Source organism: Kitasatospora sp. NPDC001119 (genome assembly GCF_053598475.1).
This window is the reverse complement of record NZ_JBSFKI010000030.1, coordinates 33426-53847: the sequence shown is the minus strand read 5'-3', so window position 1 is coordinate 53847 and position 20422 is coordinate 33426. Positions and strand designations below refer to the sequence as shown.

The following is a 20422-nucleotide window of genomic DNA, read 5'->3' as shown; positions in this document are numbered from 1 at the left end:
CGCCTCGATGGCCACCGACCCGGTCGTCGACGCTCCGGGTGTGGACAGCGCCAACGACGCCCCGGTGGCCAAGTGGATCCCCACGGCCAGCTGCCTCCCCAACCCGCGCAACCCGCGTGACGAGCTGGGCGACCTCTCCGACCTGGCGAGCATCAAGGACCGCCAGCTGCAGAGCTGCCTCGCCGTCACCCCGGCCGCCTACCTGCGGCTGTGGCCGGAGGACCGGCAGACGCTGGGCGCGGGCGCACAGGACGTCGTCATCGTCAACGGCAACCGCCGGCGGGCCGCCGCGGAGCTGTACGGGCGCGAGCAGCTGCTCGTGGTCGTGGACGACTCGGTGGCGGAGTCCAAGGCGACCCTGCTGCGGGCCGCGCTCGACGAGAACATGGCGCGCAAGGACTTCGACCCGATCGAGGAGGCCAATGCGGTCCTTCTCATCGTGGCGCAGTACCCGACCGCCAAGGAGGCCGCCGAGGCGGAGGGCTGGTCCCAGAGCTGGATCTCGCACCGCAAGAACCTGCTGAAGCTCCACCCCGAGCTGCAGCGCCAGGTGCGGGCCAAGGCTCGCGGCGAGGAGGGCGTCTCCATCAACGTCGCCCGCCGGCTCGGGTCGGTGAAGGGCATCGAGGCGATGTCCCTGGCCGGGCAGACCGCGGAACTGGAGCAACTGCTCCAGGCCGACGCCGACGCCGTGGCCGCCAGGCGCGCCGCGAAGCTGGAGGCCAAGGCCGCCGCCAAGGCGCCTGCTGAGGCTCCCGCACCGCAGCCCGCCGCGACGCCCGCCACCGCATCGCCGGCCCAGTCGGCAGCGGCAGCGGAGACGGCACCGGCCACTGTGAAGGCCCCGGCTCCTGTCACCCCTCGGCCGGAGCCCGCGCCCCGCAACCCGGTCGCGAACACCGAGCCCATCCGGAGCACCGAGCGATTTTCCGCGGAAAATTCCGAGCCGCTCCCGATGCCGGAGCAGCGGGCCGTGGCCCCGGTGGACGAGCAGTCGTCGGCCGCCCCGCAGGCGGAACTCGGTAGCGTCGACTGGCACAACGTGGAGGAGCTTGCGGACGCCATCTGCCGTACCCTCTCGGCCGACGAGGCCTACCGCCTCGCCGACGCCCTGGCCAACCGGCTGCTGACGACCAGCAACTGACCCACCCGTGGTGCCCCGGCTCCGCTGTCCTGGCGGCGGAGCCGGGGCACCACGGCATCGGATTCCTGCGCGACCCGGCGGCGTCACCGGGCAACAGCCCGTTGCGGCGGCTGCAGCCGGGACCGGGCGCCGGTTCCGTCTCGACCCCGGCTCGTCGCCGAGGGTCTTCGCCTTCACGTCAGAGGACGGAACTCGGGGCGGGCCGCTCGTCCAGGACTCCCTGCCCTCGAGCCAGGACGCCGGCCATCAGGGCCGACACCCGGTGCGAGGAACCGTCAGCCCGCCGCGCCGTCCAGCCGCCTGAGCACCGCTGTCAGCGCCCGGACGCGGTCGCTGCCCTGCGGGAGTGCGGGAAGGCAGGCACGCAGACGCCGCATCGCGTCGAGCCGCACGTTCCCCGGCCCGACGGCGTCGGCGACCGAACCGACCGCCTGGAAGGCCCAGTACTGGTTGAACGCGAGCTCCTCGGAAGCCGCCGCCTCGACGAGCGCCGACAGGAACTCCTCCTCCGGCCGGGCGTACAGGCGGGCGTAGCCCGCCAGCCGGGTCCCGCCGTCGGCGGAGCCGAGAGCGGATGCGGTGTCGTAGCCGTCCACCAGCGGAGTGAGCCTGGCCAGCTCGGCGAAGATCAGCTCCTGACGGTAGGTCCGCGCCGGCCCCGACGGCTCCCTGCGCCGCAGGTCCGCGAACTCGCCGACGAGACGGCCGACCTCCTCCTCCGCCTCGGCACTCCCGATGCCCTCACTGCCGGCCACCAGGGCCACCCGGGCCTGGCGGCTCGCGTCGTCCCCCACCTGCCGAGCCTCCGCGGCCTGCTGCTCGACGGCCTCCACGCGCTCCTGCAACTGCCGGTACTGGAACTTGGCGCCTCCGGGCAGTTCGATGCTCTCGAAGAGATCGCCCAGCCACGGGACCACGGCGATCGCGGCCAGGACCAGCGTCGCACCGTCGATCTTCAGATCCGGCCTGACGGTGTGGACGACACCGACACCCAGTGCGCCGAGCGAGATCACGGCGGCCACCAGCCGCCTCCGCCGCCCTTCGCGCACGCCTTCCCGACCCCCCGTATCCGTCATACCCCCAGTGTCCCAGAGGACGGTCAGCTCTCCGATCGGGATGTCGCAGCCGGCCAGGCATCAGCTGTACGGGCTTCCGCGGCCGAAGTGGGGCCGGCAGTAGGCGGGTGCTGCCGATGTCCGGCTCGGTCTCGTCCGGCCGCTCGTCGTGGCGGGGCACGGGTGAGAACGCCGGTCGCATGTTCGAACGCACGCGGGGATCCGAGCGATCTCGGCCGTTGTACCTCGCGGTAGCCTCTGGCCATGAATCGTGGGGAGGGCGCGGACGCGCTGGTTCCGGAGGCCCGGGAGATGCTTGCCGCTGGGCAGGACAACGAGGAGATCTTCGCCGAACTGGCCGCGAGGACGGGCGAGTGGGGTGATTGCGCGCTGGCCGTGTGCCTGGCTCTGGGTGTGCCTCGGCCGGACGCACAGGCCCGACTCCGCGAAGCCGAACCATTCTTCGCGGAGTTCTCGGCAGGCGAGGAGGAACTCGTCGCCAGCGTCCTCGTGATGAGGGGCATGTTCATCGTGGACCGAGCACTCGACGAGTACGACGAGCGCATCCGCGACCTGTTGGGTATCGCCGCCGGTGCACGTGGAGGCTATCCAGGCAGCTTGCTCGGGTGGTTTCGTTCCGGTGAGCTCACAAAGATCTTCCTGTACTTCGCCAGGACCCGGTTCCGGGACGGGCGGGGCTCGCCGCCCGATTTCTGGGCCGCCATGACCACGGCCGGCGAACTACTGGCGGGCAAGGACGATTCGGACCGGGCCGAGGTGATAGCAGGACTGGACCGTTGCCGCGCGCAGGCTGCTGCCACCGGTGCGGAGTAGCGTCATCGTCGGCGCGCGGCCTCCGCTGCGCAGGCGGTCCTGACGGCTCCCGGCGGCCCGGCGCCCGACTGCTGCGGGGCTGATGCCGGGCAGGCACCGAAGGATTGGCGGCGCCATCTGTATGGCAGTGGCGGGCGAGATCACGGGCCACTTATCCGGCGGCAATGCGCCCTGCCGTTGGCTGCGACAGTGGTTCCGTGGCGGTCGACGATCAGGTGCTGCTTGGCGCCGGGGCGGGCGCGGTCGACGGGTAAGGGGCCGACATGCTCCCCCCTTTGAGGGCCCGGATGTGTGAGCCGTCCACGGCGCAGTCGCCCAGGTCCAGCAGGTCTGCGCGACGCAGTTCGGTCAGCAGGGCGGCGTGCAGTCGCGGCAAAACGCCGGCCTCGGTCCAGTCCCGCAGCCGGCGCCAGGCCGTGACGCCAGAGCAGCCCACGGTCTCGGTGGGCGTGTCGCGCCAGGCAACACCGGTTCGCAGCACGTACATGATACCCGCGAGGGCCGCCCGGGATGGCGGTAGCGCCGCTCGGGAGCGGGTGGCAGCAGCGGAGCCACCCACTTCCAGAGGTCGTCCGGAACAAGATCAGCACGGCCCCGGACACCCTGCCGACCGAGATCGTCGAGCGCAAGACCCACAGCTCAACTCATTCTGAAATGATCAGTTATTTCCGCTGTGCTGTAGTTCTCGGACATCCCCGCAGCTATCCGCTTCCTCAGCAACTGGCGGCCCGGCTCAGGTCATTGGCCAGGAGAGTCCAGGGGGCTCCGGAGGCCCAAGCTCCTTGGCAACCTCGGAGTGGTCACAGCGGGCGTTGCCGTTGTCGTGGTGGTGAAGCGAGCGTAGGTACAGGTCCAGGACGGGGTTCAGGAGGTGGTGAGCGTGCCGAGCGCGTCCTTGGCACAGGCGATGGCGGCGGCTTCGGCCGTTTCAGTGGGAACGTCCTGGAGGACCGGGCCGGAGCTGGTGAGTGCGCTGTATCTTACGGTGACGAGAGCATTGCGCTGGACCACCGTGAGGCTGACGCTGCCGGAGCCGCTGTAGGAGGTGTAGAGCAGGGTCGCCTTGTCACCGAGGCCGGGAATGGTCCGGTCGTCAGTGATCTTCGCGCCAGTGGTGGTCGCTGTGGTCCGGCCAATGGTCAGCATCTGCTGGTAGACAGACTCCACGACGGGGGACAACATGACGTTGACCTCCGCGTTGGCGTAGCCGGGTTCCTTGCTCGTCCACATCCCGCGTGACGAGATCACACCGCCGCTTGACGCCCCGGTCGTGCAGGCGGCCCCCTTGATGTGGCGCTCGACTGTCTCCGGGCGCAGCAGCGCGCAGCCGTCGATCAGTGTGGTGTAGAGCGGGGTGGCCGGAGCGGCGGAGGAAGGTCCGCCGGGGACGGTTGCCGGGGCGGTCACTGCCGTAGCTGGCGCGGCGGTCGGTGTCGGGTGGAGGAGGTTGGCCACCAGGCTCAGTGCGAGGGCGGTGATGCCGGCTCCGGCTGTGAGGCCGCCGAGCAGCCAGGTCCATCGTCGGGTGGGACCGGCGGGGCGCAGGTCCGCCGGGTCGGGGAGGGTGGCCGGGGTGGGCTGTCCCGGCAGGATGCGGGTGGGCTCGGGGGTTGGCAGCGGCTCTGGTGTGTGTGGGGTTTCCTCGGTGTCGGCCATCTCGTGGTGAACCTTTCGGAGGAGGGTCAGCTGCTGGGCAGGTGGTAGGCGGTCAGCGTGGTCCCATAGCTGACCAGCAGGGCCGAGTCCTGGAGCAGGATCTTCGGGTCGCCTGGCTGCCGGGCGAAGGTGTGCTGCCACTGCGGGGTGCCGTCGGTAGCGGTGAGCGTCTGTAGGGTGATCCCGCCGGCGGTGGTGGGTGTGGTGAGGACGATCAGCTTCCCGGCGGCGCCGTGGACGGTGGCTGCGCCTCGGGGCGACTGCCAGGTCCAGGCGGTATGTCCGGTGCGCAGGTCGGTGCCGGATGCGCCCCGTGGCCCGCCTAGGACGAGCACTCCTGCGGCGTCCGCGCTCCCGTTGATGGAGCCGCTGTGTTGTCCGCTCCAGAGTCGGGTGCCCTGGGCGGAGTCGAAGGCCGCCGTGTTGACCTGCTCGTCCGAGTCCGTCAGCCCGATTCGGGGCAGGCAGGTGACCACGTCCTGGCGGAGCGACAGCGAGCCCAGGTAGGACGTGAAGCTCATGGTCGCGGAGGCCGGTGGAAGGCCAGTGGGCTGACTCCAGACGGTGGCGCCGTCCTGGCTGTTCACTGAGGTGAGGGCGAGATCCGAGGTCAAGGTGTACAGCCGGTTTCCGGTCTGCGGCGCGTACAGGTCCTGGGCGTCGAGCGACCAGCGCTGCTGCCCGCTCGCTCGGTCGAGCGCGGTGAAGTGGAACGCTGCGCTCGTGTTCTGGATCTGGTCCGAGATGCCCATCACGACCAGCAGGCCCGCCGAAGCCATGCTCTGGAGGATGGGGAGGTTGCCAAGCGGGGCACTGGTCCAGAGCCGGCCCCCGCCGGTCGCGTCGTAGGCGTGCAACTCGCCGTTCTGGCCGATGACCAGCAGCAGGCCTGGCATCGGCAGGGCGGCGGACCGCGCGCCGGGAGCGGTGTCGGCCGAACGCCAGAGCGTCGTGCCGTCGCGGGCGTCGCGCACCTGCACCACTCCAGCCGGGTCCACGGTCCACACCCGGCTGCCGTCGCCGATCGGGAGGATGCCGGTCTCCACGGTGCTGCTCCACAGCGTCCGCCCGTCGGTGCGGGCGTAGCCGATCACTCCGGTGCGGTCCGCGCACACCACCGCCGCCGGCCCGCAGCCGACAGGAGCCATACCGGCTCTGAGGAGCGTGACCGACCAGGTCGTCGGGGGCGCGCCGCTGGCCGGGCCGGGCCACAAAGCCCGGGTGGCGCCTCCCGCGGCGGCCGTGGTCAGTAGGGCTCCGCCGAGGACGAGCAGCCGACGCCGGGTGCCGTTCGGGTCTCTCAGCACCCGGGCCAGGTCCCGCTCGCGTCGGCGCACCGTCCGCTCGGCTACGCCCATCCAGTCGGTGCCGACCGCCGGACCGTACCGGAAGGCTGCGGCGAGTTCGGCCGGTGAGGGGCGCCGGGCTGGGTCCCGGTCCAGGCAGCGCACCAGCAGCCTCACCAGTTCCGGCGGTACCCCGTTGAGGTCCGGGGATTCCTCAGCGGACCGGTAGATCAGCACCTCCGGCGGGCCCTCGCCGAAGGGCGGGCGACCGGTGGAGGCGAAGGCCAGGACCGCGCCGAGCGAGAACAGGTCGCTGGCAGGGGTGAGGTCCTCGCCCCTCGTGTGTTCGGGGGACATGAACCCGGGGGTGCCGACGATCTCACCGCTCGCGGTGGGAAGCGCGTCGACCGTCGGCTTGCTGATGCCGAAGTCGATGACCCTCGGACCGTCCCTGCTGACCAGGATGTTCGAGGGCTTCAGGTCGCGGTGGATGATCCGGGCGCGGTGGATCGCGGTCAGCGCCTCCACCAGTCCCGCCCCCAGGACCTGCAGGGCGGGCCCAGGGAGCGGGCCGTGCCGCGTCACGGCCTCGTGCAGTGATGGGCCTGCGACAAACTCGGTTGCCAACCAAGGGAGTTCCGCCTCGGTGTCGGCATCCACCACCGCCACGGTGTAGGCCCCGTTGACTGCCCTGGCCGCTGCTACCTCCTGGGTGAACCTGCGCCGGAAGCCGGCGTCGGCCACGTACTGCTGCTTCACGGTCTTCACCGCGACGGGGCGTCCGCTGTCGGTGGTGGCCAGGTAGACGTCGCCCATGCCGCTCGTGCCGAGCCGCCGCAGCACGCGATACGGGCCGATGCTCCGCGTGCTCACGCACCGCTCGCCCGGAAGGCGCGCAGCATGGTGGCGGACCCGCAGTAGAGGGTGCTGCCGTTGGCCGCAGTGGTCCACTGGCCTTCGTCGGAGGCGGCCTTCGCCACCCAGCGGATGGCGCCGTCGGCGGCATCCAGGACTACTGCTCCGGACGATCCGTCCGGCAGGGGCACTCCGAAGAAGCCGTTCCCGGCTGATGGCGTCCGGAAGTTGGTGTCCGTGCTCGGCCCGGTCATCGCCTTCACGGCAGTGTGCCATAGCCCCCTGCCGGTCGTGACGTCCAGGCAGTAGGCGGTGCCTTGTACGCCGGAGAGGAGAAGCCTGCCTGCCCCGAGCGCACAGCCGAAGACCGCCTGCGGGACAGCGGGAGCAGCCCAGCGCTGTTGCCCGGTGTCCGGGTCCAGGGCGACGACCGCGGTGCCACTGATGACCAACAGCAGCTCGCCGGTACGCAGCAGCCGGGTGAGCCCTCCAGCCCCTGGTGCAAGGCTGGTGGCCTGCCAGTGGGACGCGCCGGTGCGCAGGTCCACAGCGCGGATGGCGCCACTGTCCTCGTAGTAGCAGCGACCGTCGGCGACCAGGCCCATCGAGCTGCCGGAACCGCTCATCATGCTCTCCGAGTCGCGGGCCGAAAACACTGCCATCGGATTGGTGATCTCCTGCTGCCACAGCACCGCCCCCGTGTTCAGCTCGGTCCCGGTCACAACCCCGCCGCCCGTCAAGGACGTCTGACGGGCGAGCACCACCGTCCGGTTGTCCGCGCCGAAGACCCGCAGGCTCATCGCGGCGTAGTCGCGCTGCTCGGCGGGCACGGTGAGAGGGCTCTGCCGGCTTTCGCCTCCGGCGTTCAGCCACACCAGGTTCGCGAAGCCCAGAGATGTTCCGTAGATCAGGCCGTTCTGCACCTGGTAGAACTGCGCGTCCTGCCGGGACCAGGTCTGGCGCCCCGTCGCGCCGTCGAAGCCGGCCGCGCCCTGCCCCTCGTTCCACCACACCGGTGTGCCACCGAGCATGGACAGTTGATGGCCGAGCGTCAGACCTTTGATCGGAGTGCTCCACAGCGGTTCCGGACCGGGGGCCGGTGTACCGGAACCCGCCGCTGAAACTCCCCACGCGTCGACGGCCTTGCCCACCGTCACCGGTCCGCCGGACGACCGGACAAGCAGCGGCACGCCAACGGCAGCGGCCACGCCCGCGCCGAGCCCTGCGCCGAGCCCGAGCAGGCCGCGCCGACTGAGCGACTGCCAGGTCCGCACCGGCAGCGCGGGCGGATCGGCCGGCGGCGCGCCCAGGTCCGCCTCGGCCTGCTGCTCCCGGGCATCGAGGTCGGCGAGCAGCCACGGGCTCAGCAGCGCCACCGGATCGGCTGGGGCCAGTGCGCCCAGCACGGCCGCCGCGGTGGGCCGCCGGACGGGGTCCTTGGCCAGACAGGAGGCCACCACAGGGAGCAGTGCGGGGGGCACTCCGGAGAGATCCGGTTCCTCGTACACGACCCGCCGGTTGACCTCCGCCGGTTCGCCGTCGCCGAACGGCGTACGGGCGGTGAGTGCGTACACCAACAGGCAGCCGAGCGAGAACACGTCAGCCGCACCGGTGGTGGCGGAGTCTGCGACGATGCGTTCGGGGGAGACGTAGCCGGGTGTGCCGCACACCATGCCGGTCCGGGTCAGGTGCACGGCGTCGAAGGCGCGGCTGATCCCGAAGTCGATGACGCGCGGACCGTCCCGCGCGATGAGCACATTGCCTGGCTTGAGGTCACGGTGGACCACCCCCGCGAGGTGGATCGCGGTCAACGCCTCCGCGAGAGCGGCTCCCAGGGCCTGTGTTCCCGCCTCGCCGAGGGTGCCGAAGCGCAGCACCACTTCGCCGAGGTCCGGCGCGGGTACGTAGGACGTGGCCATCCATGGCCGGCGACCGCGCGGTTCCGCGTCCACGACGGGGGGTGCGTGAAAGCCCGTCACCCGTCGCGCGGCCTCCACCTCCTGCCGGAAGCGGCGCTGGAACTGGGGGTCCTCAGCGTATTCAGCCCTGATCACCTTCACCGCGAGCAGTCTCAACCCGGGTGAACGGGCCAGGTAAACTTCCCCCATCGCTCCCGCGCCCAACGGACGCAGCAGCTGATGCGGGCCCACGAACACAGTCTGCTGGGCCCGCATGCCCTTGGTGTTTCTGTCGGCCGCCACCAGTCCTCCCCGAGCGTGCTGCCGTCATCACCGACAGACACAGTGACACGTACAACTCACCCTGTGGTTCTCTTTCGCGCAAATGGTCTTCCACCCCCGCCGACGGCCGGGCACGCCACGGCCGGTCACCCTGGCCCCGAACCGGGCCGGCGCGAGACGGATGGCAGCACCAGCGGCGAACTGCCCAGGGCTGCCCGCGTGCTGCGCACCCCCTCTCGGGTCTCGGAGTAACTGCGCTGGTGTGGGCGCGAGACACCGCCAACGGCCTCGGTATGCGAGTAGGACAAGGAAAGCCTCCGCCCTTGAGGCTCCCTCTATCGGGTGTGACGTGAAACCGTCAAGTTTGCCGCACCTGCTTCGGGAAAGTCCCTGACACGTGGCCGCGCAACCGTGAAAATGCCCGTATGGCAGACAGCGAAGCGCTCTTCGGTCTGATCGGCGTGATCGGGGGAGCCGTACTGGGAGCGGGGGCCACCATGTTCTCGTCAGCGCTTCAGACCAGAACGGCGGAACGTATCCGACGACGCTCGCGTGCCGAGGAGGAGATGCGTCGGCTCATCGCCTTGCGCAAGAGCACCCGAGAGGCGTTGAAGTGTCTGTCGGACACAGTGGAAGGCCTGGAGTCCGCCCAGCCGGCCTCCAGGGACGGGTTTATGGCCGATTGGCAAGCGGCACGAAGCGCCGTCACGGACGCAGCGGAGATGTCGACGATCGACGGATTCGACCTCGCGCTTTCCCCCGGCACCGAGGAGGCGATGCGCCGCCGGGAGCACGACTCAGGTCAACAGGCGCGGCCCCGCCGACACCAGTCGAGCCCATCCCAAGATAGCCCGGGCATCGTCATCTCACTGGACATCGCCGGCTCGGCTCTTGGTGAAGCGCTTCGCGCCCAAGGCCTTGGCACTGCCTTGACCCCAGAGGACATGCGTCGGCTTCGAGAGCTGGTAGCCCGCGCGGAAGAGGGCCGGTCCACGCTGCTGGCCGCCCTCCTGGACCGGATGGAAGACCTGCAGGACTGAGTCGCCCTCCGGACCGACCAGCACTGATTCACGTTGTATTCAACGCAGCATCGTTGCATTGGCTGCATCACCCCACGGAGAGGACGCATCAAGGGACCGACTTCAGCCGACCCCTTGATGAAGCCCCGGCGCCGCAGAAACGCGGGTAGGTTCGACCAGTTGACGCGCGCACTCTCGCGGCCCTCCGGGCGCCGAGTAGTGTCGCGGATATGGCTGACTTCTTGATCATGATCACCACGGTCGACAGCGACGCTGCAGGCGCCAAACTGTCCCGGTCCGCGGTCGAAGCCGGCTTGGCTGCCTCAGGGCAGGTCACCGGGCCGGTCGCCACGACCTACCGACACCTTGGAGAGGTGTGCGAGGGCATCGAGTGGCAGGTGACCTTCCGTACAACGGATGACCGGGTAGCCGAGTTGGAGGCGCATGTCGTTGCGGAGCATCCGTACGACAACCCGGAGGTGATCGCGGTGCCGATCCTGTCTGGGCCGCAGCCCTACCTGGACTGGATCACCCGGGCGACGCGACCTGCGGGCGGCTAGGTCGTGTGGCAGATCCGCGCTACCGGCTGACAGTGGCAGCCCGGACCACACCAGGATCTTCATCAGTCTTCCAGGACGCCCCGCTGGGTGAGTCGGCTGTGTGCGGAGTGGGGCGCGGTCGGCGGCGACGACGCTGGTCAGGTAGCGGGCGCAGAACACCGCTGCCCCGGACAGCCCCACGAACGGCGAGCGACCGTGCGTCGGCCACCCGGCAGCGGCCGTGCACAGGTCCATGACGTAGCCGTTGTTCACGAAGCCGCTGCCCGGTTCATCTCACCGTGCAGGTGCGCGGCGTCGACCGGGCGGTCGGTGCGCTGGGGACGTCGGGTCGGGTGCCGCCTCCGTGCCTTCGCGCAATCACCGGGAGTTCGGTCCAAGCACCTCACGGCGACGGCATCGGGAGTACCGTCCTGATTGACGAGGTCGGGACGGAGGACATCAGCATGCCCTTGAACAGCGAGCACATCGGCGCACGCGTGCGGATCGCCCGAAACGCGGCTGGACTGACTCAAGTTGAGCTGGCTGGCTTCCTCGGCCGGGCCGAGTCCTGGATGGCGAACGTCGAGAGCGGCCGACAGCCGCTCGACCGGTACAGCGTGATCACTGCGATCGCCGACCGTTGCGACGTTGACGTCGTCTGGCTCCTCGGCCAGCCGTACCGCCTTCAGAGAGCTGGGGGAAGCCTTGCTCACGCCCACGTCCCCGCGATCCGGACCGGTCTCCGCCGTGCCGGCCTGATCCTGTCTGGGCACCCCGGGCTCATCCCGCAAGGGCCCCCGGTTGAGCTGGCCAGGCTGCGTGAGCAGTCCCGCCGTGCCAACGCGGCCCGCCAGGCGGCGAACCTGCCGGGAGTCGCCACCCTGCTTCCGCCACTGATCGAAGATCTGAACACTGCGGTGCTCACCCTTGCCGGCCACCAGCGGAACGAAGCCCTGAGGCTGCTGGTCGACGCCGCGAGGACGGCCCGGATGTGTCTGAACCAACTCGGCTATCCGGATCTGGCGTGGTCGGCGGCCGAGGTGGCCGCCAATGCCGCGACAGCCGTCGATGACCCGCTCATGCGGGCCGCCGTCGCATGGGACAGGTGCGGCGCGTTGCTGCACCAGGCCTCGAACCGCGAGACCATCGCCGTGGCCGAGGCTGCGATGCGGGACCTGGAGCCCTACACCAGCGGAGGTTCAGCCGACCGAGCGGCGGTTTCGCTGCGCGGCGCCCTGCACTTGAGGTGTTCGATCGCCCACGCCCGCGCAGGGCAGAAGGACGACGCCTGGGCCCGGATCAGCGCCGCGCTGGAGGACGCCGACCAACTTGGCGACGGCTGGTACGACCTGGCGAACCACACCGTGTTCGGACGTGGTGTCGTGGCCGTGCACGCAGCGGAGGCCGGCGTGGAGGTGGACGAGCCGGACCGTGGCCTCAGGCGTGTTCCGGAGGTGGACATCCACGAGGTGCCGTCGAAGGAGCGCCGTACGCACTACACGATCGACGAGGCACGAGCGATGCACCGGATGGGCAGGAGCTCGGCCGCGGTGGTCAAGCTGAAGGAAGCCGCGACGGCGGCACCGCACTACGTGTACGCCGACCCCATGAGCCGCGCCCTGGTCACTGAGCTCGTCCAGGTCGGAGTGCCCTCCCAGGACGCTGTCCTCTCCGGGCTCGTCCGCAGCATGGAACTCGTGCAGTAGCTTCACGAACCTGCAGTCTCGCAGCAGCGTTGGGACGAGCACGGGATCGCGCCGGACAAAGAGAGGACCGTTCTGGCCGCAGTTCGCCGGCTGCTGGGTCCGGGGCTGTTCGTCGGCCGCGGCCATGGGTGGAACGGCACCAGGGTCCGGCGTACCTCCCGCGCCGGACCATGGTGCTGCGTGGGTCAGATGAGATCGAAGTCGAACATGCCGGTTGCCGCGGCAGCGATGAAGGAGCTATGGGCTGCAGCGCTGAAGGCTAGCGCGGGGCCTGCGGGGTCCTTCGAGTCGCGGACGTATCGGATGTCTCCGCTGGTGGCCATCTCAAGGCAGTCGCCGTTGCCGCCGCTGTGAGTGCTCTTCTTCCACCTGACCGTCAGGATGGTGGAGTTGGGGACGAATGTCACTTCAGCCTGTCTTTCTGTGCGGTGATGAACTCAAGCGACTGGTCGAGTGACCAGGCCTCGGCGACGATGTCGCGGAACGCTCGGTCGAAGACGGTGACGCGCTCGGGTTCCTCGACCCACTCACTGGTCAGCAGCCCCTCGAGCAGCACTACGTCGAGATTGCCGTTGGGGAAACCGAGGACGGAGAACGGGCCGTTCATGCCCTGGTGGACACCGGTCTCCGACGGCATCACCTGGATGGTGATGTTGGGAAGCACCGCGAGCTCAAGCAGCTTCTCCAACTGTTCGCGCATCGTCTGAGCGCCCCCGACCAGACTGCGAATCGCTGTCTCGTGGATGACCGCCTGCATCTCCACCGGCTTGGGCTGGGTGAGGATGGCCTGACGTTCCCTTCGGATCCGGACGCGCGCCTCCACGTCCTCCGAAGTCGCCCCGATCGCCAGCCGGCTGTGGACCGCGCGAGCGTAACCCGCCGTCTGGAACAGGCCCGGGATGAGCTGTACCTGGTAGGTCCGGAACGTGGTGGCGTCTTCCTCCAGGCTGATCTGGTCGGCCAGCCATGGCGACAGGACCTCCCCGTAGTTGAGCCACCACCCGCGCTTCTTCCCGTCTCGGGCGACTGCCACAAGCGACTCGACAAGCTGCTCGTCGCACTCGTACATCTGAGCCAGCACCCGGACGTCGGCCGGCTTGGCAGCCGACCTGGCCAGCTCTATCCGTGACAACTTCGCGCTGGTGATGCCCGTGGCCTGCTCGACGTCCTCCAGCGTGAGGTGTCGCGTCTCTCTGATCGTACGGAGCTGGCGGCCGAGTTGGCGCTGCCGAACCGTGGCTTCCGCCATGGGTACCCCCAATTCTCGCTATCCAGGCCTGGGTGGCCAGTGTGCCCCGTCAGTCGCGTGGGTCGCCAGCAGCTCCCTGCTCGACATGGCAGCAACTCTCATCACCAAATGAGAATTCATAAATTTCGCGGATGGGCTTGCACTGACGAGGGATCAGCCGCCATGCTCAATGTCACGGACCGCAGGGGCACGCCTTCGGTGAGTGACCGGCGGCCGTAACGCCTGAGCACGCGTAGAACGACGGCGAGCGAGACACCTTGCCGCGTCGTGCGGTCGGTTGACCGCTTCCCCGAACACCTGCCGAGAGCCTCGACGGGTGGCTCCCAGCGGAGGTATGCCGTGTATGCCGCAAACAGTGAAAGCTCCGCCGACGAGGCCCGGGGGCCGGACACCCGCCTCACGGCCGACATCGAGTTCCCTGCCGAACGGGAGCGGATCGGCGATCTCCGCCGCTGGGCGAGGACGGTGCTGCCGACGCTCGGCCTGGACGGTCGTCAGCAGGACACCGTGCTGGACGATGTGCAGCTCGTGCTGAGCGAACTCGGCACGAACGCCGTCGTGCACGGCTGTGGCGGCGAGCGGCCGGACGTGATGCTGACCGCCTGCCTGCGATATGACATGAGTGTGCTGCGGGTGTCCGTGACCGACCCGGGGCTCGGCCGCCCCGAGTACCGGTCGGCCACCAACGAGGCGACCTGCGGCCGCGGGCTGATGCTGGTCACGGCGGTCGTATCCCGGTTCGGCGTCGAGGAGCTCCCCCAGGGCGGCAAGGAGATCTGGGCGGAGATCGGGCTTCCCGAGCAGGTGCGTCCGGCGGCCGCCGTGGGCGAGCAGGTCAGCCTGCGGGTCGCGGCGCCACGCGCGGACGCACTCCTGCGGGAGTTCCGGCCTCGGCCCGCCGTGGGCCGGCCGCCTGGGCAGCCGGCGCCCGACCGAATACCGGCGTGACCGGCGCCTCGTAGGCCTCCGGTGGCACGTGTTGCCACCGGACTCCGGAACACCCGCCCCGGGAACGCCGCGGCGGCGGGTGGCGGAAGAGCACCGCCCCGCCTGCATGGGGCGCGCACGCTCACCGCGTCCAAGGCCACGTTCCTCACTGCAACCGGGAGAGTGCAGGCCCGGACACCCGCAGGGCCCCGCATGAGGGGTGGGCCCTGTGGCTCTGGATGGCGCCGTTCCCGCAGACGGTGCCACCCGGTGTGCGGGCCCGGCCGTGAGAACCCGGCCGGGCCCGCACAGGGGCCGAACCGTCCCTGGGCAGAGTCCCCTCCCCCCATCCATCCGATTCGTTCGTATTCGAGGACTGTGCCGTGAGCGTCGGAACCCGCACCAAGACGCTGCTCAAGACCGTCAGCCCCGCCCGCAGACTGGACATCGCGGCCTCCTACGAGGCCCTGACGCAGGCCTGTGTGGCCACCGGCGACGACCCCGCGAAAGCCGAGCTGGTCAGCGACAGCCCGAACCACCTGTGGTCGCTGCCCGACTCCCACGCACTCGCCATCGTCCACCCCGACCTGGACGAAGCCTGGGCCCTGGTCAGAGGTGCGCAGTTCCTCCGGCAGCACCGGCTGCCCGTCGTCTGCCCGTACTACACCGAGGTCCGCGCGGCCGCCGACGGCCGGGCCGTGACCTTCTGGCAGAACCCCGGGAGGCCGAGCACCGACACTTCCCTGTCCGCGTGGGTGACCGCCCTCACCCATCGCATCGACCCCGGGACGGCGTCCTGGCTGCGGGAGCACGACCCGTTCGCCTCCCTGCTGGACGGCCTGGACGACACCCCGCTGGACGAGACCGCCCGCCGGTTCCTGCGCGAACGCGCGGCCCAGCTGCGCGAGGAGTGGGGCTACCTCGACTGGCCAACCCCGGACACCGTCGTCCTCGGAGCCCTCGGCATGGTCCCCGTCCACGACGACGGCACCCACGTCGGACTCCTCCTGCGCCGCCCGCTGACCCGCGGCCACCGCGAGTGGGACCTCGTCGCCGCCCGCTGGCGGTCCGAACTGCTCGCCGGCCCGCGTCAGGACCACCGGACCTACGCCGACACCTACCTCTCCTACGAACGCGAAGACCACGCCGTGGCCCACCCCTACATCGGCGCCTGGTCCGGCTACCAGACCGTACGCGACACCGTCGTCCTCACCGCGGTCATGGACACGGTCCGCCGCGCCCGGCTCGACCCCGGCGCCCGCCGGCAGGCCGCCCACCGCATCGCGTGCCTGCGCGGCGCCCACCCCGCCCCGTGGAACTGGGGACCGCGATGACGGCCGCCCGCGCGAACGCCCTCCCGCTGCCGGAAGTCCACGAGCCCCGGGTCGTGCGGTGCGGCCACCACGTCACCGAGGAGATCACCGAGCCCGAGGCCCTGGCCTTGAGTCACCTGGTCACCGACCTCAACGCGATCGAGGTCGCGGCCGCCGTCAACGCCCTGCCCGAACGCCGGGGCACCGCCCGCGAACGCGCCCGGGCTGTCCTGCCCGAGCCTGAGCCCGAACCCGCCGGGCAGCGCCCCCATCGGCCGGCCCCCCACTGAACACGAGGACACCACCACCATGCCCATGGCCCCGTCGCAGAGCACCGACCTCACCAACCTGGCCGACCTCGGCAACCTGGCCGGCTTGGCCGACCTGGACCCGAACACCCTGGCCGACCGCCCCGAGCGCCTGGTCACCGACGCCTGGCTCGCCCCCGCCACCGAGCTGGCCCTGCACCTGCTCAACCAAGCCAACCCCCTTGCCCTCGCCGCCGGCTCCCACACCGCCCCCGGCCACACCATGCTCCTGCTCGCCGCGCCCCGCGACGGCCACCCGGCGATCCACCTGCGCCTGCCCGACGGCACCGCCGACGCCGAGCCCCGGCCCTCCGACCGAGCCGCCACCGTCCTCCCACTCGTCGGCGTCCTGGACCTCGCCCTCTACCGCGACCGGGACGACGTCGACCACGACCGGCCGCAGTACCTGCGCACCCTGGACGCCGGCCAGCTCTGCCTCCTCCACACCGGTGCCACGGTCCGGCTCACGGGCTGCCCCGACAGTGCGCAGCTCGTCGCGTCCCACGTCCCGGCCGATGTCCCGGGCACCGCGCCGCTGAACCCCGGCGAGTACCGGGCCGCCGCCGACGACGCCCGTGCCCGTCTGACCAGAAGCCGCCCGACCGGTGCGGGGCGGACCGCCGGGCCCGGCCTGGAGGACGTCCCCGATCTGCGCGCCGCCGACCTGCCGCGGATCCACGCCCAGTCCGGCGTCCTCCACCGCCTCGCCGCCGACCGCGGCCGCCTGTCCTACCTGGTCACCACCACCGTCCTCGCCCCCGAACGGTACGAGGCCTCCCGCACCACCCCGCCACTGGACCGGCTCGTCCTGTCCAAGGCGGACGACCTCGGGTACGAAATCCGCCTCAACGCCAACCCGCGTCCCGGCAACCAGCTGCTCCCGCACGACCACGCCTACCCGTTCGCCGCCCGGGTCCTGACCGGCGGCTGCCTCCACACCGTCTTCCTGCACACCGGCGGCCGCGCCGACGGACCGTTCAGCTCCCGCGGCCTGCGCCCGGCCGTCACGACCACCGAGCTCCCCGGCAGTGCCTACACCCTGGCGCCCACGCTCGCGCACCGGGCCGTCGTGCTGCCCGGCACCACCACCCTCGTACTGCGCGGCCCGTACACCGCCGCCCATCCCGCCACCGACCTGATCCCGTTGGTCGCCGCCTGGACCGTGCCCGTCGGCGGCGAGGCGCCGGTGCACTCACGCCGGATGACCGACGCCGAGCACCAGGCGCTCTACCGAAGCCTCGCCGCCACCGGCGTGATCGACCTCCTGCCCGGGCGCCTCTGAACGGCACCCGGCCCGGCACCCCGGGCCACCGTTCCCGGCCGAACCGGCCCCGGCACCCGCCCGGAGTTGGCAAGCTGGGGCGGCCACTTCGGCACCCGAGGCAAGGAGCGTCCCGTGCACACCGTCCTGACGACCGACCACCCCGCCTGGCAGGAAAACCCCGCCAGCGGCCACCGGCAGCGTCCTCTGCGCACCGCCGACGGCCGCTGGCTGGCCACCCTCACCCCCGACGGCCTCGACCTGGCCTGCGTGGAGGGAACGGAGGACACCAAGCCCGCCCTCGTCACCACCGACCCGGCGTCACTGCCCGGCACCGTCCCGGCCGCCCTCCTCACCGGCCTGCGCGGCCTCGGGCCGAGCGTGCGCGTGGCCAACCCGTGGCTGTGGGACGCGATCACCACCGCCGTCCTGCGCCAGGTCGTCCGCGCCGACCAGGCCCGCCGCCTCTACCGCGGCTGGTGCGCGACCCACGGCACCGAACTGCCGGGCACCGACCCAGCCCTCCGCACCGCACCAACGCCCGAAACTGTCCTCGCCCTGACCGACGAACAGTTCGCCGCCGTCGGCACCACGTTCCACCGCACCGCCCTGCGCGCGGCCGCCGGCGCCTACCAGGAGCACCGCACCCACTGGGAGCAGCTGGACGCCCCGGCCCTGGCCGCCGCGCTCGTCGCCGTGCCGCGGATCGGGCCCTGGACGGCGGCCGCGGCCGCCGCCGACTTCACCGGCGACTTCTCCGTGTACCCGCACGCCGACCTCGCGGTCCGCACCTGGGCCGCCCGCATCGCCCCCGACCACCCCTGGCCCGCCGCCGACAAGCCGAAGAAGACCGAGGCCCTGTTCGGCGCGCACTGGCACCACCTGGCCGGCCACGAGCCGCGCCACCTGCACACCCTCACCCTGTCGACACTCACCTGGGGGGCCCATGCCCGCACCGATCAGCTCGGAGGAACAGACCCGCACCGCCCGTGACCTGGTCGCCGGAGCCGACCCGCACCGCTCCCTCGACTGCCTGTTCGTCAACGCCCCGCTGCGCGACTACGGCCTGCGCCCGCGCGTCAACGACTACACGCTGCCGGTCCTCGGCATGGGCTACATCGCCACCCACGCCGCCGCGCACGGCTTCAACGTCGGGATCCTGGACGCCGAGGCCCACGGACTCGGCGTCCGGCGCACCATCGACACCGTCAACGCGCTGCGGCCACGCTGGGCCGCGTTCAACCTCCTCGCCCCGACCTATGAACTGACGGCGCGGATCGCCGCCGCCCTGGACCCGGCGATCGCGCTGATGGTCGGCGGCCACCACGCCAAGGCCGACCCGCGGCGCGTCCTGGACGACCCGCGCTTCGCCCGCCTGGAGGCCCTGGTGATCGGCGAGGGCGAGACCCGGGTCACCGCCCTGCTCGGGGACGTCGACCGGCGCCGCGAACTGCCGAAGGTGATGTGGCGCGACCGCCTGCTCTCCACCACCGCCTGCGGCATCCCGCAACGCGGCGACACCGCCCGCTGGCTCGCCCCCGACATCAACGCCCTCGCCCTCGACCGCCGCTTCCTCACCCAGGACCCGCACCGGGCGGCCGACGGCCGCATCGAGGCCAACCTGGTGTGCTCGCGCGGCTGCCCCTACGAGTGCGGGTTCTGCGGCGCCGCCGCCTCCATGAACCCCGAGGTCAGCATCCGCACCCGCACCCCCGAGAACATCATCGCCGAGATGCACCGGCTCCACGCCGACCTCGGCTGCACCGCCTTCCGCGCGGTGGACGACCTCTTCCTCGGCGCCCGCCGCGTCATCCACCCCGCCCTGGACGCCTTCGCCGCCGAACGCGTCGGCGAGAGGTACGTGTGGGACGCCACCGGCCGCATCAACGTCCTCGACCGCGAAAGCGACACCGTCCTGGAACGGCTGCGCGCCAACGGACTGCGCGAGGTCGCGCTCGGCATCGAATCCGGCTCCGCCCGAGTCCTGGAGGCCATGGACAAGCGGATCACCCCCGCGATGACCCTCACCGTCGCCCGCCGCCTGCTGGAGAAGGGCATCGGCGTGAAGGGGTACTTCATCCTCGGCTACCCCGGCGAGACCAGGGACGACGCCCTCGCCACCCTCGCCCACATCCGCGCACTCTGGGCCCTGTCCGACCGCCTGCCCGGCACCTTCCGCGCCTCCGCGTTCACCTTCCGCCCCTACCCCGGATCACCCGTCTTCGCCGACCTCGTCCGCCAGGGCTGGGACCCCGAGGCCCTGCAGACCTACCAGGATGTCGACCTCACCGGACACGGCGCCGACGAGGCCATGCGCGACCGCGACGAGTTCAACTTCGCCACCGGCCAACAGTTCGGCCACGTCCCCCTCACCCAGCTGTACGACTGGCTCGCCGACATCTCCCGCGAACAGCACCACCGCAACACCGCCACCGCGGCCCGCCGGGAGGTGACCGCGTGAACGGCCTGCTGCTCACCGTGGACGGGCCCAGCGGTCTGGGCAAGTCCACCGCCGTCGCCGCCACCGCCCGCGCCCTGCGGGAGGCCGGACACACCGTCCACACCGCCACCGGCCCCTCCGCCACCCCGTACGGCCAGGCCGTACGCGCCGCCGCCGCGACGATGCGCGGCCGCGCCCTCGCCCTGGCCGTCGCCGCCGACCGCCTCCACCAGCTCGACACCGACCTCCGCCCCCGCCGCGCCGCCGGCACCACCGTGCTGCTGGACCGCTACCTGCCCTCCACCCTCGTCCTCCAGCGCGCCGACGGCGTCGACACCGACTTCCTCCTCACCGTCAACCAGGGCGCCGACGTCCCCGACCTCGCCGTCCTCCTCACCGCCGACCCCGACACCGTGCAGCGCCGCCTCTCCCACCGCGGCACCCGCCACCGCTTCGAACTCGACGCCGCCGCCACCGCCCGCGAACTGCGGCTCTACCAGGAGGCCGTCCCCGTCCTCGAACGGCTCGGCTACCGCCTCCACACCGTGGACACCACCCACCTGTCCCCCGAGCAGACCGCACAGGCCATCCTGGAAGCGGTACCGCACCGGACGATCAACACCAAAACCCCGTACGGCAGTTAGAGAGAA

Annotated in this window: 18 protein-coding genes and 1 pseudogene; 12 read left to right on the top strand and 7 right to left on the bottom strand. The window is 71.2% G+C overall.

Features of this window, described 5'->3' with window-relative positions:
* Positions 1 to 7 precede the first annotated feature (7 nt).
* On the top strand, positions 8 to 1144 hold the full coding sequence (locus ACWDD9_RS31310) for a ParB/RepB/Spo0J family partition protein (RefSeq protein WP_449813430.1): 1137 nt from the start codon (positions 8 to 10) through the stop codon (positions 1142 to 1144).
* A gap of 275 nt (positions 1145 to 1419) precedes the next feature.
* On the opposite strand, the gene ACWDD9_RS31305 is transcribed toward ACWDD9_RS31310, so the two are convergent.
* Complete coding sequence (locus ACWDD9_RS31305) at positions 1420 to 2166, bottom strand: hypothetical protein (protein WP_449813429.1); 747 nt, start codon at positions 2164 to 2166, stop codon at positions 1420 to 1422.
* A gap of 297 nt (positions 2167 to 2463) precedes the next feature.
* Here ACWDD9_RS31305 and ACWDD9_RS31300 point away from each other — a divergent pair, with 297 nt between their 5' ends.
* A complete protein-coding gene (locus ACWDD9_RS31300) occupies positions 2464 to 3033 on the top strand; it encodes a hypothetical protein (RefSeq protein WP_449813428.1) in 570 nt (189 codons plus the stop codon).
* Positions 3034 to 3215: 182 nt separating this feature from the next.
* Here ACWDD9_RS31300 and ACWDD9_RS31295 read toward each other — a convergent pair.
* The 4 genes and pseudogenes from ACWDD9_RS31295 to ACWDD9_RS31280 form a co-directional block, all read right to left on the bottom strand.
* Positions 3216 to 3669, bottom strand: a pseudogene (locus ACWDD9_RS31295) (transposase); the annotation flags it as partial.
* Between the two features lie 228 nt (positions 3670 to 3897).
* On the bottom strand, positions 3898 to 4689 hold the full coding sequence (locus tag ACWDD9_RS31290) for a hypothetical protein (RefSeq protein ID WP_449813427.1): 792 nt from the start codon (positions 4687 to 4689) through the stop codon (positions 3898 to 3900).
* A gap of 26 nt (positions 4690 to 4715) precedes the next feature.
* On the bottom strand, positions 4716 to 6848 hold the full coding sequence (locus tag ACWDD9_RS31285; RefSeq protein ID WP_449813426.1) for a protein kinase domain-containing protein: 2133 nt from the start codon (positions 6846 to 6848) through the stop codon (positions 4716 to 4718).
* Positions 6845 to 9031 (bottom strand): protein kinase domain-containing protein, encoded by a 2187-nt coding sequence (locus ACWDD9_RS31280; protein ID WP_449813425.1) that lies wholly within the window; start codon positions 9029 to 9031, stop codon positions 6845 to 6847. The genes ACWDD9_RS31285 and ACWDD9_RS31280 overlap by 4 nt, the downstream gene beginning before the upstream one ends.
* Positions 9032 to 9435: 404 nt before the next feature.
* On the opposite strand from ACWDD9_RS31280, the gene ACWDD9_RS31275 reads away from it, so the two are divergent.
* The 3 genes from ACWDD9_RS31275 (at position 9436) to ACWDD9_RS31265 (ending at position 12274) form a co-directional block, all read left to right on the top strand.
* Positions 9436 to 10050, top strand: coding sequence for a hypothetical protein (locus tag ACWDD9_RS31275; RefSeq protein ID WP_449813424.1), 615 nt, complete (start codon positions 9436 to 9438; stop codon positions 10048 to 10050).
* 209 nt (positions 10051 to 10259) lie between these two features.
* Positions 10260 to 10589 carry a divalent-cation tolerance protein CutA gene (cutA, locus tag ACWDD9_RS31270; protein WP_449813423.1) on the top strand — a complete coding sequence of 110 codons (330 nt, stop codon included), beginning with the start codon at positions 10260 to 10262 and terminating at the stop codon, positions 10587 to 10589.
* 443 nt (positions 10590 to 11032) lie between these two features.
* Positions 11033 to 12274, top strand: a complete 1242-nt coding sequence (locus tag ACWDD9_RS31265; RefSeq protein WP_449813422.1) for a helix-turn-helix domain-containing protein — start codon at positions 11033 to 11035, stop codon at positions 12272 to 12274.
* 185 nt (positions 12275 to 12459) lie between these two features.
* Here ACWDD9_RS31265 and ACWDD9_RS31260 read toward each other — a convergent pair whose 3' ends face one another.
* Together ACWDD9_RS31260 and ACWDD9_RS31255 are read right to left on the bottom strand one after the other, a co-directional pair.
* Positions 12460 to 12681, bottom strand: a complete 222-nt coding sequence (locus ACWDD9_RS31260) for a DUF397 domain-containing protein (protein WP_387968570.1) — start codon at positions 12679 to 12681, stop codon at positions 12460 to 12462.
* Positions 12678 to 13523 (bottom strand): helix-turn-helix domain-containing protein, encoded by an 846-nt coding sequence (locus ACWDD9_RS31255; RefSeq protein ID WP_380670789.1) that lies wholly within the window; start codon positions 13521 to 13523, stop codon positions 12678 to 12680. The genes ACWDD9_RS31260 and ACWDD9_RS31255 overlap by 4 nt, the downstream gene beginning before the upstream one ends.
* A gap of 339 nt (positions 13524 to 13862) precedes the next feature.
* On the opposite strand from ACWDD9_RS31255, the gene ACWDD9_RS31250 reads away from it, so the two are divergent.
* The 7 genes from ACWDD9_RS31250 to ACWDD9_RS31220 all read left to right on the top strand — a co-directional run bounded on the left by ACWDD9_RS31250 (position 13863) and on the right by ACWDD9_RS31220 (position 20416).
* Entirely contained in the window at positions 13863 to 14471 is a 609-nt protein-coding gene (locus tag ACWDD9_RS31250; protein ID WP_449813421.1) for an ATP-binding protein, read from the top strand.
* Positions 14472 to 14833: 362 nt separating this feature from the next.
* Positions 14834 to 15784, top strand: a complete 951-nt coding sequence (locus ACWDD9_RS31245) for a hypothetical protein (RefSeq protein ID WP_449813420.1) — start codon at positions 14834 to 14836, stop codon at positions 15782 to 15784.
* A complete protein-coding gene (locus tag ACWDD9_RS31240) occupies positions 15781 to 16053 on the top strand; it encodes a hypothetical protein (RefSeq protein WP_449813419.1) in 273 nt (90 codons plus the stop codon). Before ACWDD9_RS31245 ends, ACWDD9_RS31240 begins: the two co-directional genes overlap by 4 nt.
* Positions 16054 to 16072: 19 nt before the next feature.
* Complete coding sequence (locus ACWDD9_RS31235; RefSeq protein ID WP_449813418.1) at positions 16073 to 17353, top strand: hypothetical protein; 1281 nt, start codon at positions 16073 to 16075, stop codon at positions 17351 to 17353.
* Between the two features lie 114 nt (positions 17354 to 17467).
* Positions 17468 to 18325, top strand: a complete 858-nt coding sequence (locus ACWDD9_RS31230) for a hypothetical protein (protein WP_449813417.1) — start codon at positions 17468 to 17470, stop codon at positions 18323 to 18325.
* Positions 18279 to 19793, top strand: coding sequence for a B12-binding domain-containing radical SAM protein (locus ACWDD9_RS31225; RefSeq protein WP_449813416.1), 1515 nt, complete (start codon positions 18279 to 18281; stop codon positions 19791 to 19793). Before ACWDD9_RS31230 ends, ACWDD9_RS31225 begins: the two co-directional genes overlap by 47 nt.
* Positions 19790 to 20416, top strand: coding sequence for a dTMP kinase (locus tag ACWDD9_RS31220; RefSeq protein WP_449813415.1), 627 nt, complete (start codon positions 19790 to 19792; stop codon positions 20414 to 20416). Before ACWDD9_RS31225 ends, ACWDD9_RS31220 begins: the two co-directional genes overlap by 4 nt.
* Positions 20417 to 20422 lie beyond the last annotated feature (6 nt).